14 protein-coding genes are annotated in these 16,399 nt (G+C 50.2%); 10 read left to right on the top strand and 4 right to left on the bottom strand.

What is annotated here, in order from left to right; all coding sequences use genetic code 11:
* Window positions 1-64: 64 nt before the first annotated feature.
* The 4 genes from KNP93_RS05865 to KNP93_RS05850 are packed head-to-tail and all read right to left on the bottom strand — an operon-like array spanning window position 65 to window position 3,890.
* Window positions 65-817 (bottom strand): iron ABC transporter ATP-binding protein, encoded by a 753-nt coding sequence (locus KNP93_RS05865; protein WP_131973132.1) that lies wholly within the window; start codon window positions 815-817, stop codon window positions 65-67.
* Entirely contained in the window at window positions 814-1,869 is a 1,056-nt protein-coding gene (locus KNP93_RS05860) for an iron chelate uptake ABC transporter family permease subunit (RefSeq protein WP_370528996.1), read from the bottom strand. Before KNP93_RS05860 ends, KNP93_RS05865 begins: the two co-directional genes overlap by 4 nt.
* A gap of 8 nt (window positions 1,870-1,877) precedes the next feature.
* Window positions 1,878-2,897 (bottom strand): ABC transporter permease, encoded by a 1,020-nt coding sequence (locus KNP93_RS05855; protein ID WP_188005297.1) that lies wholly within the window; start codon window positions 2,895-2,897, stop codon window positions 1,878-1,880.
* Window positions 2,898-3,890 carry a siderophore ABC transporter substrate-binding protein gene (locus tag KNP93_RS05850; protein ID WP_131973129.1) on the bottom strand — a complete coding sequence of 331 codons (993 nt, stop codon included), beginning with the start codon at window positions 3,888-3,890 and terminating at the stop codon, window positions 2,898-2,900.
* A gap of 533 nt (window positions 3,891-4,423) precedes the next feature.
* Between KNP93_RS05850 and KNP93_RS05845 the strand changes: the two genes are divergently transcribed.
* The 10 genes from KNP93_RS05845 (at window position 4,424) to KNP93_RS05800 (ending at window position 16,363) form a co-directional block, all read left to right on the top strand.
* Complete coding sequence (locus tag KNP93_RS05845; protein WP_214853886.1) at window positions 4,424-6,046, top strand: DUF3153 domain-containing protein; 1,623 nt, start codon at window positions 4,424-4,426, stop codon at window positions 6,044-6,046.
* Entirely contained in the window at window positions 6,043-7,500 is a 1,458-nt protein-coding gene (locus tag KNP93_RS05840) for a phytoene desaturase family protein (protein WP_214853884.1), read from the top strand. The genes KNP93_RS05845 and KNP93_RS05840 overlap by 4 nt, the downstream gene beginning before the upstream one ends.
* Window positions 7,501-7,629: 129 nt before the next feature.
* Window positions 7,630-7,917, top strand: a complete 288-nt coding sequence (locus KNP93_RS05835; RefSeq protein WP_214853882.1) for a hypothetical protein — start codon at window positions 7,630-7,632, stop codon at window positions 7,915-7,917.
* Window positions 7,918-8,032: 115 nt separating this feature from the next.
* Window positions 8,033-9,301 carry a DUF445 domain-containing protein gene (locus KNP93_RS05830; RefSeq protein WP_214853879.1) on the top strand — a complete coding sequence of 423 codons (1,269 nt, stop codon included), beginning with the start codon at window positions 8,033-8,035 and terminating at the stop codon, window positions 9,299-9,301.
* A gap of 12 nt (window positions 9,302-9,313) precedes the next feature.
* The gene (locus tag KNP93_RS05825; protein ID WP_131503015.1) at window positions 9,314-10,135 is read left to right on the top strand and encodes a DNA-3-methyladenine glycosylase family protein; all 822 of its coding nucleotides are present in this window, start codon (window positions 9,314-9,316) and stop codon (window positions 10,133-10,135) included.
* A gap of 115 nt (window positions 10,136-10,250) precedes the next feature.
* A complete protein-coding gene (locus KNP93_RS05820) occupies window positions 10,251-10,688 on the top strand; it encodes a YlbF/YmcA family competence regulator (protein WP_188005300.1) in 438 nt (145 codons plus the stop codon).
* 66 nt (window positions 10,689-10,754) lie between these two features.
* Window positions 10,755-13,286 carry a DNA mismatch repair protein MutS gene (gene mutS, locus KNP93_RS05815; protein WP_131503014.1) on the top strand — a complete coding sequence of 844 codons (2,532 nt, stop codon included), beginning with the start codon at window positions 10,755-10,757 and terminating at the stop codon, window positions 13,284-13,286.
* 14 nt (window positions 13,287-13,300) lie between these two features.
* A complete protein-coding gene (mutL, locus tag KNP93_RS05810; RefSeq protein WP_214853876.1) occupies window positions 13,301-15,124 on the top strand; it encodes a DNA mismatch repair endonuclease MutL in 1,824 nt (607 codons plus the stop codon).
* 176 nt (window positions 15,125-15,300) lie between these two features.
* On the top strand, window positions 15,301-15,690 hold the full coding sequence (locus KNP93_RS05805) for a CidA/LrgA family protein (protein ID WP_131503012.1): 390 nt from the start codon (window positions 15,301-15,303) through the stop codon (window positions 15,688-15,690).
* The gene (locus KNP93_RS05800) at window positions 15,683-16,363 is read left to right on the top strand and encodes an LrgB family protein (protein WP_251138678.1); all 681 of its coding nucleotides are present in this window, start codon (window positions 15,683-15,685) and stop codon (window positions 16,361-16,363) included. The genes KNP93_RS05805 and KNP93_RS05800 overlap by 8 nt, the downstream gene beginning before the upstream one ends.
* The last annotated feature ends 36 nt before the right edge of the window (window positions 16,364-16,399 follow it).

Raw genomic sequence — 16,399 nt, 5'->3', positions numbered from 1 at the left:
AAAGAAGGACGGCCATCACTCGATGCGCCGTCCTTCTTTTTGATATGTTTCCTGCTGGATTATCTCAGTAAACGGCAATCGGTCCGTATGGTCCATCCATGATTTCGAGATCGGTCTCAAAAATATCGGATAGCGTGTCCGCGACCATGATTTCCTGTACCGTACCGAACGCAGCAATCTGTCCATGTTTCATGGCACAAATATGGTCGGCATATTTCGCTGCAAAATTGATGTCGTGTAAGACGGTAATGATTGTTCGTCCGAGCTCATCCGCGACATGACGAAGATACCCCATCATTTGGACGGACCGGGCGATATCGAGATTGTTGAGCGGTTCATCCAGCAACACGTAATCCGTCTCCTGACATAAGACCATTGCGACATAAGCCCGTTGACGTTGTCCGCCTGACAGTTCGTCGAGATAACGGTTCTCGAGTGGTGTCAGGTCAAGAAAGTCGATGTATTTTGATGTGATGGCTTCGTCGTCCGGCGTCATGCGCCCCTGGGAGTAGGGGAAACGGCCGAACCCGACCAGTTGGCGAACCGTCAACCGGGTTACAAAATGATTTTCCTGACGAAGAATCGTCAGGATTTTTGCCAGATCCTTGGACTTCGTACTTGAGACATCGAGTCCTGCGACCTGGATCTGTCCTTCGTCGAGATGCAACAGACGACCGATCATCATCAGTGTCGTCGATTTACCGGCGCCGTTCGGTCCGATCAGTGCGGTCAGCCCGGCTTGCGGGATTTCAAGTTCAAGCGGACCGATTTGGACATGATCCGAATACGTTTTTTTGACTTGCGTTAATTTAATCATAGGGACCTCTTTCGTAATAACACCGTTAAGAAAATCAGACCGCCAAAGAGTTCAATGATGACGGAGACGACGCTCGGTGCATTGAATATATGATACATGAAGAAATAGGCACTCGTCAGAACGAGAAAGCCGATCGAAAATGCCATCGGTAAGACGTATTTATGGTCGTATGTAGAAGCGACCTGATAACTGAGTGTGGCAACGAGAAAACCGAAAAACGTCAGTGGTCCAATCAGTGCCGTCGACATCGACATGAGTAAGGAAATGAGGATGAGGACATAGATGACACTTCGGCGGTGATTGACGCCGAACGAGGTCGCGACGTCTTTTCCAAGGGCGATGACATTCAGACGGTTCGCCGACAGAAACAACAAGATACTGACGATCAGAACGACCGGAATAACGATTGGAAAATAGGCAGCATCGGCATTTGTGACTGAACCGAACAGTCGCGCCTGCAGAATATCGAATTCAGACGGATCGAGCATTCGTCTCATGAAGCTTGCGAGAGAATTCAGTCCGGTGCCGAGGATGATGCCGATCAGCAACATGAGCTGTAAATCGGCATATTTTCCGGATAATAGCCATCCATAGAGGAGCAGACTCATCACGAGCATGAGACCGACTTGGGTCAAAAATGCTCCCGTCCCTGAAAAACCGATCAGAGCCCCTGCACCAAAGAAAAAGATCATCGACGTTTGAATCGTCGAGTACAGCGCATCGAATCCAAGCAGGGACGGTGTGATAATCCGGTTATTCGTGACCGAATGAAAGGCGACGGTGGCAAGGCTTTGGCAGAGTGCGGCAATCGCCATTGTCACGATGGCTGTGATCCGGCGTTCGACGACCGGCCAAAAGGACGGTGATTGAACGGGAACCGGATTGTTGTAGAGCAGGAGACCAAGCGAACAGAGCAGTCCACCGGACAAAAACAGGGACAATAAAATCCAGTAGCGGCGCGCAAGTCGCTTAGAAGGGAAGGCCGAAGCATTCCGGCTGCTCTTATGAGCGGTCGTTCGTTCAGCTGGGGAAGGTTTCGGTTTTCTGTGCATGACTGTACTCATCGAATACCTCCTCTTTTTCGTTGCCGCAACAGGATGAGAATGAAGACGGCTGCACCAACCGTTCCGAGAATCAGTGAGACCGGCAATTCAAAGGGTTGAATCAACGTCCGCGAAATTAAATCACTGACGAGAACCGTCCCCATCCCGATGATACAGACCCACGGCAAGTTACTGCGCAAGTCATCCCCGCGCATCATCGAGACGAGATTCGGCACGATCAGACCGAGAAACGGTAAGTTTCCGATAACCGTCGCGACGATGCCGACGGACAAGGCGATCAGACCCGTTGCAATGATCATCAGACGGTTGTAATGAATGCCGAGACTCGTCGCGATATCCTCGCCGAGACCGACTACTGTCAAACGATTGGCGAGAAAGAAAATACACATCGTGACCCCGACAATAATCCATAAGTATTCATAGCGCCCGATCTGGACGGATGAAAACGATCCGACAAACCATCCCTCCAGCGCCTGGCTCGCCCGGAAATATAAACCTAAGAAGGTGGAAATGGCTGAGATGACAGCGCCGAGCATGAGTCCGATGATCGGTACGATCAATGAAGAACGGAGCTGGACTGAACGCAGGAACCAAAAGAACACCATCGTGCCGGCGAAAGCGAACACGATCGCACCGGTCATCCGCATCATCAATGTCGGTGCCGGAACAAGCAGATAGACGGTCAATAGTCCAAGTCCCGCCCATTCAATCGTGCCGGTCGTCGTCGGTTCGACGAGCCGGTTCTGTGTAATCAGTTGCATGACGAGTCCCGCCATCGCCATGGCTGCACCTGTCAGCATCAGGGCAATCGTCCTCGGGACACGTGTAATCCAAAACATAGAAAAGTCATTTGCCGTGTTCCCGAGATCATAGACTCCGGTAAACAGGGAAGTAACGGCAAGGAGACCGATGATCAGCAGGGCGATGATAAACGGTGGCGTCCAAACGACAGAAAAGGAAGGTCGAGCAATCGGCTCAACACTTCCATTCACTTGTTGCGGCTTGATCTGGTCCATTTACTTCACAAATGCTTTCGACACACTTTGAAAAAATTCTGAATAGGTCTGAATTGATTCGTTTAAGTACATGTCCTTTGGTGTATACACAATCCGGTCTTCTTTGACGGCTGTCGTCTTTTGAAGCGCCGGAGCACGATCGATGACATCTTCCGCCGGAACAGCATCTTTGGCGTTTCCGAGCGGAGCGTCACGGTCTAAGACAAGCAAACGGTCCGGATTGCTTTGCGCGATGGCTTCGACCGACACTTCGTCTCCTTGATCGTTACCTGATTTCTGCTTGACTTCAAGTGCCGGTTTCCAGCCGAAGATGTCATACATCGGTCCAAAGACACGACCGCTCATCGGAGCGGAGAAACCGATGTCTCCACCCGAGACGATGACCGACATGACGCTGTCTTTTCCGTTATAGGATTTTTTCACATCCTGAATCGACTGTTCGAAGGTCGAGACGAGTTGGTCGGCTTCTTTTTTCTTGGCAAAGATTTGACCGAGAGTGTGTGTCGTATCTTCAAGACCTTTGACTAACAGTTCACCCGGTGTTCCGGATGTTTCAGGCAATTCGATGTCCAAATCGATGACGGCAGCTTCCGGGACTAACTTTTTGATCTCGTCGTAGTAATCCGCAAAACGTTGACCGACGATGACGACATCCGGATTGACACCGGCGATGGCTTCGAGGTTTGGTTCGAAGTGCATGCCGACGTCGACGATTTCCTTGTCTTTGGCGTACGGCGATTCAGCCGGCAACAGTCCGACCGGAGCGGCAGCGAGCTCGACGTCCCAGGCAGCGAGTGTCTCGAATGTCCGGTTATCGAGTGCAACGACTTTCTTCGGTTGTACGGGTACCTTGACCGTACCGTGTGCATCCGTGATTTCGACCGTTTTTGTAGCAGATTGTTTACTGTCTGTAGTCGTTTCGTTCGCTGTGCCGCAAGCGGCAAGTAAGACGGCGAGTGAGCTCATCACCATCGATGTTTTGAGTGTCCCCATTTTAATTCATCTCCTTTTGGTTTTAGACAATGCATCAAACGTGAATATGTATGTGTTTTTCTTTCACGAATTAACTGATAATGATTATCATTGTCATCTTCAAGTTGAATGATAGCAAACAAAAATTGGAGATGCAATGACAATTTTTGTTTGCTGAACTTTCCGATTTTTTATTTCTATAAACTATACGGAAATAAAAATCTCGAAGTATTTTACAAAATTCATATGTTAATAAAGCAGCAATCACTTGCTGATAACGGTCAAATCAGCTGATATAATCATAAAAACAACAGAATTTAAATGATTAGAAGTTGAATGAATGTATTTGTTCACAACAGATACAAGCGTCGGATATTTTTCTGGAAAAGTAGAAGGACAAAGACTGAAGTGACTTCTTCATGTATAAACAACTAGAGCGTGACGGCTTAAAGTCTGTTACATTTTTTTGGACATTCTCATTTTGAAGCATGAGGACTTCCGAGTTAGGGAAAAGAAAAACGAGCTGATAGCAGAGAGAAAGGGCGTGTGACGATTTGATCAGCAAACGAAAAAAACTTATTGTCCTGTCGTTCGCGTTGATGGCAATGGTACTTGGCGGATGTATCCGGATCCAATACGATGCGACGGTCCATACCGACAAAAGTGTCACCTTGAAAACGACATACGCGGCAAAAGAGCATCCTGTAGCGCGATTACTTAATCTGAACCCGGACTGGAATACGTATGTCAAACAGGCTGAGAAGAACGGGTACGCGGCAAAGACGTTCAAGACGCAGGATGATTACGAAGGCATCCGGATGGAAAAGAAATTTGCCAAATTCGAAGATTTGGCAACGATTAAAGATGAATGGAAAACAGGGATCGGTGGTATCCTCATCCCGCCGGATACGACGTATGAAGTCAAACAGGAAAAAGGATTTTGGTTTAATACGTATCGACTGGATACGAACATTGATTTAAGTATCGACCGGTTGAACATCAAAGGCTATCAGCCGACCGGACAGGTTAAAAAATTAGCCGATCGTTATCTCCGGCAGGCAGATATTGAAATCAATCTTCATGGACCGAAAGTGATTGGTCTGCAAAATGGGGAAAAAATCGACTGGTCGAATCATAATAATGTCTCGTGGAAACTGTACGGGACAAAGGCTAACGAGTTACAGCTGATCGCCTATGTTCCGAATCCGACCGGCTGGATCGTCACGGGAATCGTTTTGTTGATCGGGGTTTGTCTGCTTATCTTTTGGATTGTTCATCACGTCCGGAAATTACGCCGCAAACAACTGCAGACCATAGGTATCTCGGTACTCGTCTGTCTGCTTGTCGGTGGCAGTGCCTGGTGGTTCTTTGCCGACGAGACGTCGAGTGCACCACCGCCGACAAAACAGATTGTCGCGCAACAGGTCGGCGAAATCACGCCGACATTCATGGTTCACGGTCTGTTCGGGACAGAGCGGACCTTCCTGCCGATGATGGAGAACTTCACGAAAAAGAAGCTGGCAGATGACGGCGGACGATGTGATGTGTCACGAAATGGGAAAGTAGTTTGTGACGTCAAACCGTCTACGACCGGTTATCCGCTTGTCCGGATTGTCTTTGAAGACGATGAAGCAAGTCTTGCTAATCAACAAAAATGGCTCAGTACAGCAATTGAACAATATGACCAAAAGCAACAGGCGACGTTTACGGACATCCAACTCGTCGGTCACAGTATGGGCGGAGTCGATGTCGTCGCCTATATACTGAAAGAAGATATCCCGTACCATGTCCGAAAAGTCGTGACGCTCGATGCACCAATCAGCGGCTCGGATTATGCGACGCTCGGGCTGACGCTTGCTCCGTTCGGTACGAATACAAACAGTCCGGCGATTCAGGATTTGGCTGAAAACTCGGCGGCGATGAAAAATCTGAAGGATCGTTTGGAGACATGGCCCCGGGATGTGCTGGTCTATTCTTTTGGAGCGAAAGGTGGAGACTTCAATTTGATTCCGCTCAAAAGCTCGTTTGCGCTTGATGCGTATACGGATAACATTCAAACGAAATCCTATAAGTATGATCATTTTACGATCCATCGCCGGGAACCGGTTTTCAAAGAAGTCCGCAATTTTTTGTTTAAAGAAAATTTGGTCACAGAGACAGAGGAGGAACCGTCATGAAACGGATTGTCATCATCGGAGGCGGAATAGCGGGAGTCACCGCTGCGGCGTTACTCGCTCGAAACGGGCATGATGTGACTTTGTACGAAGGAAGCCGTGAATGGGGCGGGTCAGCGGGTAAGTTTACCCGCAAAGACTTTACCTATCCGGTCGGTGCGACACTCGGAATGGGTTTTGAGTCCGGCGGTATTCATGACCGGGTGCTGCAGCACCTGCAAATCGACCAGCCTGTCGAATTACTCGAAACCGTCATGACAATCAAGTTGGACGGGCATGATATCTTCTATTATCGGGAACGGGACCGTTTCATTGCGCATTTAAAGGACCAGTTTCCTGAGCAGGCAGATGCGATTCAACACTTTTTTGATGAACTGGACCGGATCCAGCAACACGTCCAACCGTTAATGCAGGCATTACCGGCGTTACCGCTCAAAACGTTGCGTGATGCGCGGATGATTGTCCGGGAAACAAAAGCAAGTCTGCCGCTACTCCCCTATCTGGCGCGGACGGTTGGTGACATTCTCCGGAAACATCAGTTGGACGGGACGGTTTTTGCACAACTGATCGACGGGATTTTACTCGATAGCATGCAGACGGGAAAAGAAGCTTCGGCGTTGCTTGGAGCCGTTGCATTGTCGATTTATCATGACGGCGCGTATTACGTTCCGGGTGGACTGTATCAAGTCGCAGAACGTCTGAAAGCTACTGCTGAAGCGGACGGAGCAACAGTATTGCTCGGTCGTAAAATCACCTCTGTCCGTCAAACGGCGGATGGATTTTTACTGGAAGACCGGCGGGGACGACTTTTACTTGCCGATGCCGTCATCGGTGCCTTGCCGATCGAAGCGATGCAGAAACTGGTCGAACCGTCATTGCGACTTGCATTGGGCCGGACGTACAAGCGACAAGCTGACTTAACGCAGTGGGCAACATTTACGTATTACGCAGCGATTCCTGAGACAATCATTCAAGAGGATCACGCCTTTCGGCAAATTCACGATCCGCTTCTACCGTCGGGTCATGCGTTCATCTCCTTATCCCGGACGGGAGACATCGAGCGGGCACCAATCGGGTGTCGGACGTTGACGATGTCCTGCCATATTCCGATCGGTCAGTTCACACGCGACGACCGCGCGCAATATGACCGGCAAGTCGAAACCATGCAGGAAAAATTCGAAACGATTTTAGAACAAGAATTCCCCGGTTTTCAAGATCAAGTCATTGAACGCCATCCCGGTGGACCGGGTGCCTGGGTCCGCTATACATCACGTCCGGATGGCGGTGTCGGCGGATATCCGCAATTGCCGTCGACAAGTTTGTTTCGCGCTGCCTCGTTTCGGACGGGTGTCCCGGGACTTTATATCATCGGCGATACTGTATTTCCGGGTGCCGGAACAATCGGAGCGACGACTTCCGCCATTCATGTGGCCCGGGAGTTCGGTGTGAAGATTTAGAAAAGAGTTTGGGAAATAATGAAAGAAGCGGCCGGATGGTCGCTTTTTTTTGAGAACAGGATTATGATTGAGGCGAGACGGGAAGTAGTTATTCATGAGCGAAAAAAGAGAGAGAAGGAGTGAACGAGATTGAATCAGTTTGAAGACAAGTGTCAAGATTTCATTCAAGAACGTCGCCCGGAAGCTGGTCCGTTGATTTTTACAAACGCCCGCACCTTCATCAATGCCCGGGGATTAAGCGTATATGAACGAATTTATCAAGGAAAAGAAGAAGTCCGATTGGCGTTCGTCGAACAGACAGCCGGTCATCAAATCGTTTCATTGATGGAAAATACATTTGGAAACGGACTCGTCTACTTTGTGTCGACAGCGACAGCAACATGGGACGGCGAAAATTTCGGTGAATTTACGTTTTAACTACATAATGAGTCCCAGTCCGGTTGAGGCTGGGACTCTTTCATGTCGAAACTTGGATGCGTTTTTGAACGTATACGAAGTATGACAAAACATGCAGCGAGAAGGAGGAACCATCTTGCAACAACAATTAAAACCAAAATCATCGACCCGGCGTCTGGCGACCGTGTCCTTGATTTTCATGGCAGTCGGCTTTATCGCCTCATTGCCGTTTAAAGAAAACGATTGGATATTTTGGTTGCAGAGCGGTTTTGAAGCAGGGCTTGTCGGCGGAATTGCAGACTGGTTTGCCATCACGGCATTATTCCGGCACCCGCTCGGATTGAAAATTCCCCATACGAACCTATTGCCGAAAAACCGGGAGCGGGTCATCGAGTCGATCGTCCAGATGCTCGAAAAAGACTTGCTCAATAAAGAGAGTATCGTTGAAAAGTTACGGCATATGACGCTCGCCGACCGTTTCATCAAATTGTTGCGTTCAATTGTCCTGTTACCGGCGTTTCGTTCGACGGTCACGGAACTGTTGGCCGGTATTCTACACAAACTGCCGAAAGAAGCGATCCTGAAGGTCGTCGATGAACGGATTTCCGACACGGTCAAAGCGTATCCATCCAAACGATTGGCAGAACGGCTGATGGGATTAAACGAGGAACGGCGTCTTGATGAACTCGCCATCGACCAATTGCTCGGGTACGGGCAACGGTTGCTCGAAGATCCCGTGATCCGTGATCAAATTGGCCGTTTGGCGTATCACGCCATGATTGATCAGGAAAAAAACACCTTTTTACGCGTTACGGCGAAGACGGTACAAAAAGTCTACTCGGAAGAACGGTTGAGCCTTGTCATTCAATCCGTCCTGCTGAGTGTGATTGAAGATATGAAGCAGGTGCATCACCCGAACCGTCTGGCGATTCTTGATCATGTACGCCGGAATTTGGCGCAATTGACGCAAGATGAAGAGCGGCTTGCAAAAATTGATCAATGGAAAGCAGCAGAAGTTGATCGTTTTGATTTGCAACCGGTCTTGAACCGGGCCTACACGGCAGGAATCGAGGAGCTGAAAACGTACTTGGCATCTGATTCTTTCTGGGAAAATCGTGCTTTACCGTTGATGAACCAAGCGCTGAACGAGTGGGATCAGCATCCGACGTTCAAAGAAGAAAGTGACCGCTGGATGAAAGATCAGCTCGTACGGTTCGTGGATCAAAACCACCAAAAAATCGGCGGCCTGGTCCGGGAAAACTTAAACCGTTTTGATACGGAAACGTTGATTCATATGATTGAAGACAAGGTGGGGAACGATTTGCAATGGATTCGCGTCAACGGCGCGATTTGCGGATTTTTCATTGGTCTGATTCTTGGTGGGATCAAACTATTCATTGGTTGAGGGAGCGATTGTATGTGGCAGGAACAGTTACTGTTAGAAGACGACTATGACTTTGCCGGTATCCGGAAACGCCTTCGGGGTGACCGGTTACAGGTCGAACAGGACGGTCGGTTGTTTGTTCCGCTCTTGTTGCCGGAAGGAAACTTCATCGGTCAGATGGAAGCATCCGGTCCGCGGACACTGCTCTTGTCCGGAAACGGTCCACAGAAACCGATGGTGCAGCAATTGCGCCGCCGGTTTCGTCTGGATACGACGAATCCAAGCCAGCACTTATCAAACACCTCGCTTTCAGAAGTCGTGGCCACGTTCGGAGCGGAGCGGCTTGTGCTGGATATTAGTCCGTTCACTGCACTCATCCGGTCAATCATCCATCAACAAATCAATCTGGCCTTTGCGCAAGTCCTGATGGAACGGTTTTGCCGGACATTCGGAACGGAACAGGACGGGGTGATTTTCCCCCCGACGGCAGACCGATTACGGAAGCTTGAACCGGAACAGCTTCGGGTACTGCAACTGTCCGGACGAAAAGTCGAGTACCTCCTGGGAGCAGCGCGGGCCGGGATTGATTTTGACCGGTTGACGGAAGCATCCGACGCAACGATCGCGGAGACATTGATTGCCTTAAAAGGAGTCGGTCCCTGGACGGTACAAAACGTTTTGATGTTCGGATACGGACGGGAGGACCTGTTTCCAGCGTCGGACATCGGCATTTTACGGGCGTTTGAGCACTTGCACGGGACCCGGCCGAGTGTTGAAGAGGCAGTTTCACTGGCGGAAGAATTTGCCCCATACCGTAGTCACGCCGCCTATCTGCTGTGGCGCTCGATTGAATAAGGAACTATTCTTGTCACCCCTCTAAGAGAACGGTATAATAAATGCGTTAAGAACGAGTCATCGTTTGTAGATATGATAAGCGTAGCGGGATCACCGCTTCCGATAGAGGGGACGAATGTTTATGTACACAGATGAACAAATCATCGAAAAGGCCAATGAGATCGCGAAAATGATTTCTGAGACATCAGAAGTAGAACGATTCAAAGCTGCTGAAGCAAACATCAACGGGAACGAAAAAGTTCAAAAGATGATGAAACAAATCAAGTTCCTGCAAAAAGAAGCTGTTAACTGCCAGCATTACGGTAAAACGGAAGCCTTGGCACGTGTCGAAGCAAAACTGGATAAATTATTCGCTGAACTCGACGAAATGCCCGTCGTGCAACAATTCCAGGAATCACAGGAAGAAGTAAACGGACTTCTTCAATACGTGACGGTGACGATTTCAAACGGCATCACGGATCAAATCATCGAAGCGACTGACGGCGATGTCTTGGCGGGGAAAACAGGCAGCGGCATGGATGCAGAAAATAAAAGCGGCGGTTGCGGCTATTAATCAATGAATTGAATTGGAAAAGCCGACGGATTCCCGTCGGCTTTTTACGCGAATGAGGTGAACAGCATGGAAGCAGTCCATAACACGCCGATGATGAAACAATATTTTTCGATTAAGGCCGACTATCCGGATGCCTTCTTGTTTTATCGGTTAGGTGATTTTTACGAATTATTTTTCGAAGATGCGAAACAAGTCGCACATGAACTCGAATTGACGCTGACAGCGAAAAACGGCAAAAATGCCGAACATCCGATTCCGATGTGCGGTGTCCCGCATCACGCAGCGAACGGTTACATCGAACAATTGATTGAACGGGGATACAAGGTGGCGCTGTGTGACCAGGTCGAAGATCCGAAGTTGACGAAAGGGCTCGTCAAACGCGAAGTCGTCCAAGTCATCACACCGGGAACCTTGATGTCATCGTTGACGGAAAAAGAAAACCGCTACCTGGTCGCCGTCGTCGAGCAGGATGGACGGTTCGGTATTGCCCGCGGAGACGTCTCGACCGGCGAAAGTGCCTTGACGAGCGTTGCGACGCTTGATGCGGTCGCGAAGGAGCTGAGCATCATCCTGCCGCGAGAAATCATCGTGACGACAAGTGAACATGAGGCAGCACTCAGCCATTTACAGATTCCATTGACGCAGAGTGCACGCCGGGAAAACCATCCTCACGGTGACCGGGCGATTGATACGGCACAAGCAGACGCCTTTGCTGTGCTCTATGCCTACATGCATGATACGCAAAAACGGTCGCTTGCCCACTTGCAACCGGCCATCGTTTACGAAGCGGCCGACTTCATGCAGCTCGAACCGAATACGGTCAAAAATCTGGAGCTGGTCCGGTCTGCCCGGACCGGCGATAAAAAGGGATCGTTACTGGGACTGCTTGACGTCACGGGTACGGCAATGGGCGGCCGGATGCTGAAGCGTTGGCTCGAAAAACCGTTGCTGTCACAACACACGATTGCCGAGCGGCTGGACGCCGTCGAAGAACTGCTGGCACATTATTTCGAGCGACAACAGTTGAAGGATACATTGCGGGAAGTTTATGACTTGGAACGATTGGTCGCAAAAGTCGGGTACGGGACCGCTTCCGCCCGCGATCTTGTCCAGTTGAAGTCAACGCTGCGTCTGATTCCGCGGATTCAAGCGGCACTTGAAGAATTACTCAGTGACCGGCTCGGACAGCTTGCACTTGGACTTGATCCGCACGATGAATTAACCGATCTGCTCGACCGTGCTTTTGTCGAGGCTCCACCGATTTCGACGAAAGATGGCGGAATGATCCGGACAGGATTTGATCCGGCGCTAGACGAATTACTGGTGGCGTCAAAAGACGGGAAGACGTGGCTGGCGACGCTTGAAGCAAGCGAACGGCAAGCGACGGGGATTAAGACGTTGAAAATCGGATACAACCGCGTCTTCGGTTATTACATCGAAGTATCACGGGCCAATGCCAAACTGTTGCCGGAAGGGCGTTATGAACGGAAACAGACACTTGCGAATGCGGAACGGTATGTGACGCCGGAACTGAAAGAGAAGGAAGCACTGATTCTCGGAGCTGAGGAAAAAAGTATCACGTTGGAATACGAACTGTTCTGTCAGGTCCGTGATCAGGTGAAGACACACATCGAAAGTCTGCAACGGGTCAGCCGGCGGATTGCCGAACTCGATGTTCTCGTCGCTTTGGCGGAAACCGCCGAACGGTATGATTACGTCCGACCAATCACGTTGACCGGCCGGAATGTAACGATCGAAAACGGGCGACATCCCGTCATCGAGACGGTATTGCCACGCGGGGAGTATGTTGCGAACGGCATCAATCTGAATGAAGACCGGGAAATGCTGTTAATCACAGGACCGAACATGTCCGGTAAATCGACGTATATGCGCCAGTTTGCCTTGATTGCCTTACTGCATCAAATCGGATCATTCGTCCCGGCAAGCCGGGCCGAGTTACCGATTTTCGATCAAATCTTCACGCGAATCGGGGCAGCGGACGATTTAGTCAGCGGTCAATCGACCTTCATGGTCGAGATGGTCGAAACGCAAGAAGCGTTGACACGGGCAACCGATAAATCGTTGATTCTCCTGGACGAGATTGGCCGAGGAACGTCGACGTACGATGGAATGGCGCTCGCACAGGCCATCGTCGAACATATTGCAGAGCACGTCGGCGCAAAAACCTTGTTCTCGACCCATTATCATGAACTGACGGTCCTTGAGGACTCGATGCCGCGTCTCGCGAATGTCCATGTCCGGGCTGTCGAACAGGATGGACGGGTCGTATTCTTACACGAAGTCCGGGACGGGAAAGCCGATCAATCGTACGGTATCCATGTCGCGCGCTTAGCCGATTTACCGGATGCCTTGATTGCCCGGGCGGAAGTACTGTTATCTGAATTTGAACAAGCCGATGAAAGGATGGTCGTACCACCCAAACAAACGACAGTTCAGGCGGAACCCGTTGATCAACTGAGTCTCTTTGCTGAGACGGATCCGGTCCGGGAGACGGTACAGACACTGGATTTAATCAATATGACACCACTTGAAGCATTAAACACGCTGTACCGTCTGCAGGCGGAAGCGAGAAAATAAGGAGGACGTCAGGCATGGGAATCATTCGGGAACTATCCGATTCGCTTGCGAACCGGATTGCGGCAGGTGAGGTCGTCGAACGCCCTGCCTCCGTCGTCAAGGAACTGGTTGAAAATGCGCTCGATGCGGGTGCGACACAAATCGATGTCGAACTGGAAGAAGCGGGAATGAAGCGGATGACGATCCGCGACAACGGACACGGTTTTTATCCGGAAGACGCGGAACTGGCGTTTGTCCGGCACGCGACAAGCAAAATAAAGGATGAACACGATTTATTCCGCATCAAGACGCTTGGATTCCGCGGCGAAGCCTTGGCGTCGATTGCATCTGTCAGTAAAGTCACCTTAAAGACGAAACGGGAAGAGCAGGAAGGGATTCAGCTGACACTTGACTGCGGACGGCTGACGAATCGGTCGGCGATTGCCATGAACCGGGGGACGGAGCTGACGGTCGAGCAACTGTTCTTTAATACACCGGCCCGACTGAAGTATTTGAAGACGACACATACGGAACTGGCCGCCATCACGGACATTTTGAACCGGGTCGCTTTTGCCCATCCGGAAGTCAAACTGTACGCGGTTCACGAAGGAAAAGTCTTGATTCAGACCAATGGTTCGGGTGACGTCCGGCAGGCACTTGCCAGTGTCTACGGGCATCAGACGATTCAGGGAACGCTTGTCGCAACCGGTACGACGGCTGATTATCAGTTGACGTGTCATCTTGTGAAGCCGGAAGTGACCCGGGCATCGAAAAATTACATCACCTTGATCTTAAACGGACGTTCGGTCAAAAACTTTGCCCTGACGCAAGCCGTTTTAAACGGCTATCACACGTTGTTGCCGATTGGGCGTTTTCCGATTGCTGTCATCGAAGTGACGATGGATCCGTTGTTGATTGATGTCAATGTCCACCCGGCGAAACGGGAAGTCCGTCTGTCAAAGGAGGCGGAACTCTGTCAATTGATTCAGGAGACAATCCGCTTAACGCTCAGCCGGCAGACGTTGATTCCGAAAGTGACACCGCCGAAACCTAAAAAAGATCCGAGTGCGCAGGAAAAATTAGAATTTTCCTATGTGGCGGAGCCGGTCGAGGAATTGTCTTCCCGGTCTGTCTGGAATTATCCGATTCCGAAACGGACCGAAGCCGGGAACGAGCCTGTCCCGTCAGGCAGCCGGATTCAAAAACCGGACCAATCAATCGAAGTACTGCATGAACCAGTCCCGGAACAAGTGGAACAGCCGGCCGCGACGGGTCCGAAGTTTCCGCATCTCGATGTCATCGGACAGCTCCATTCGTCTTATATCGTCTGTTCGGGAGCGGACGGGATGTATCTGATTGATCAGCATGCCGCGCAGGAACGGATTAAATATGAGACCTATAAGGTCATGTTCGGTCGTCCGCTTGAGCAGAAGCAACAGTTGTTGTTGCCGTATACTTTTGAGATTGCGAGTGACGATATGCGGCGGATGGAGGAAGTTTTGCCGCTACTGCGTGATGTCGGGATCGAACTCGAAGCTTTTGGTCCACAAAGCTTCATCGTCCGGGAAGTCCCGACCTGGTTCCCGTCGCACCGGCAGGAAGAGACAATCCAGGAATTGATGGATGAAGCCCTGATGAAACGAAAAGTCGACCTGGAAACGTACCGGGAAGATGCGGCGATCATGATGGCATGTAAAAAATCGATCAAAGCCAATCATCCGCTGAATCATGAGATGATGCGGCAGTTGATCGTCGACCTCGCTAAAACCGAGATGCCGTTCACTTGTCCGCACGGCCGACCGGTCATCATCGAATGGACGACGTATGAACTCGAAAAACTGTTTAAACGGATTATGTGACGAAAGAAGAGGCATCTGTCTTACGACAGGAGGCTCTTCTTTTTTTGTGCTAGGACAGAAAAAGAAGGGAACTGCTGTGAGAACGGTTACTTATATAAATCCGGGTAATTTCATTGATTGTTCACAAACTGAGGCGGATAATAGGACCCGAATACGTTAAACAAGGGGAAATCATTATGCGTTCAAAATTATTATTGAGTGTGACAATCCTACTGCAGATTGTCCTCATTTCCTGTTTCGCCATGATCGGGGATGTTGTGAGTACAGGACTGCAGTTGCCGTTACCCGGAAATATCATCGGCTTGATTTTATTGTATCTGGCATTAAAAAGCCGGCTGCTCAAAATCAGCTACGTCGAGCACGGGGGACGGGTCCTGTTGCTCGTCATGCCGCTATTTTTTGTACCGGCCTTATCCGGTATCATGGATTACACGGTTTTCATGCGTCAATCCGGCCTTCAGGTCCTGATCATCCTGATCATCAGCAGTCTGTTGACATTAACCGGATCCGCTTTTCTCGTCGATCGATTGGCCCGACGCAAAGAGGGGGTCGATGCCCATGAGTGAAGGACTATTTTGGCTGGTATTGACGACTTTGCTGTTTGGCGGCGCGTTTTGGTTGTACCGGGCGTTTCCGTTTGTCTGGACGCTGCCGATTTTGACCGTGACGGCGGCCGTGATTGTCATCTTATCGCTCAGCGGTACGACGCACGCTGTATACATGTCAGGCGGACAGTATTTATCACGGATGCTCGGACCGGCCATTACAGCATTTGCGATTCCGTTGTATCAGGTCCGGCATCATGTCCGGAAGTTTTTACCGGAAATCGCACTTGGTGTCGGGATTGGAACCATCATTGCCCTGACATCCGACTTACTGCTTGGTCTGTTATTGCATCTTGGTCGGACGACCAATCTTGCTTTGTTACCAAAGTCGGTGACATTGCCTGTTGCTTTGGCGATTTCGGAACGATCCGGCGGCACGCTTGCTTTAACCGCGACCTTTGTTCTTGTGACAGGGCTTGTCGGTTCGATTGTCGGTCCGCGCCTGATGACAGGGCTCCGGATTCGTCATTTTGTCGGACGCGGTGTCGGACTGGCATCGATTGCCCATGTCATGGGAGCGACGAAATCAATGAGTCTCGATCAGCGGGAAGGGGCGGTTGGTTTACTGACGATGATTTTGACGGCAATTCTCGCCAGCGTCCTTGCACCGTGGATCATTCAAATTGTATATTAAAGGAAACTCCTGCCAAGGAAAGATAAAGGTGGTATA

The organism is Exiguobacterium sp. s166, from assembly GCF_018618855.1.
Lineage (GTDB): Bacteria > Bacillota > Bacilli > Exiguobacteriales > Exiguobacteriaceae > Exiguobacterium_A.
Note: the sequence above shows the minus strand (reverse complement) of the source record. Positions and strands in the feature narration are given on the sequence as shown.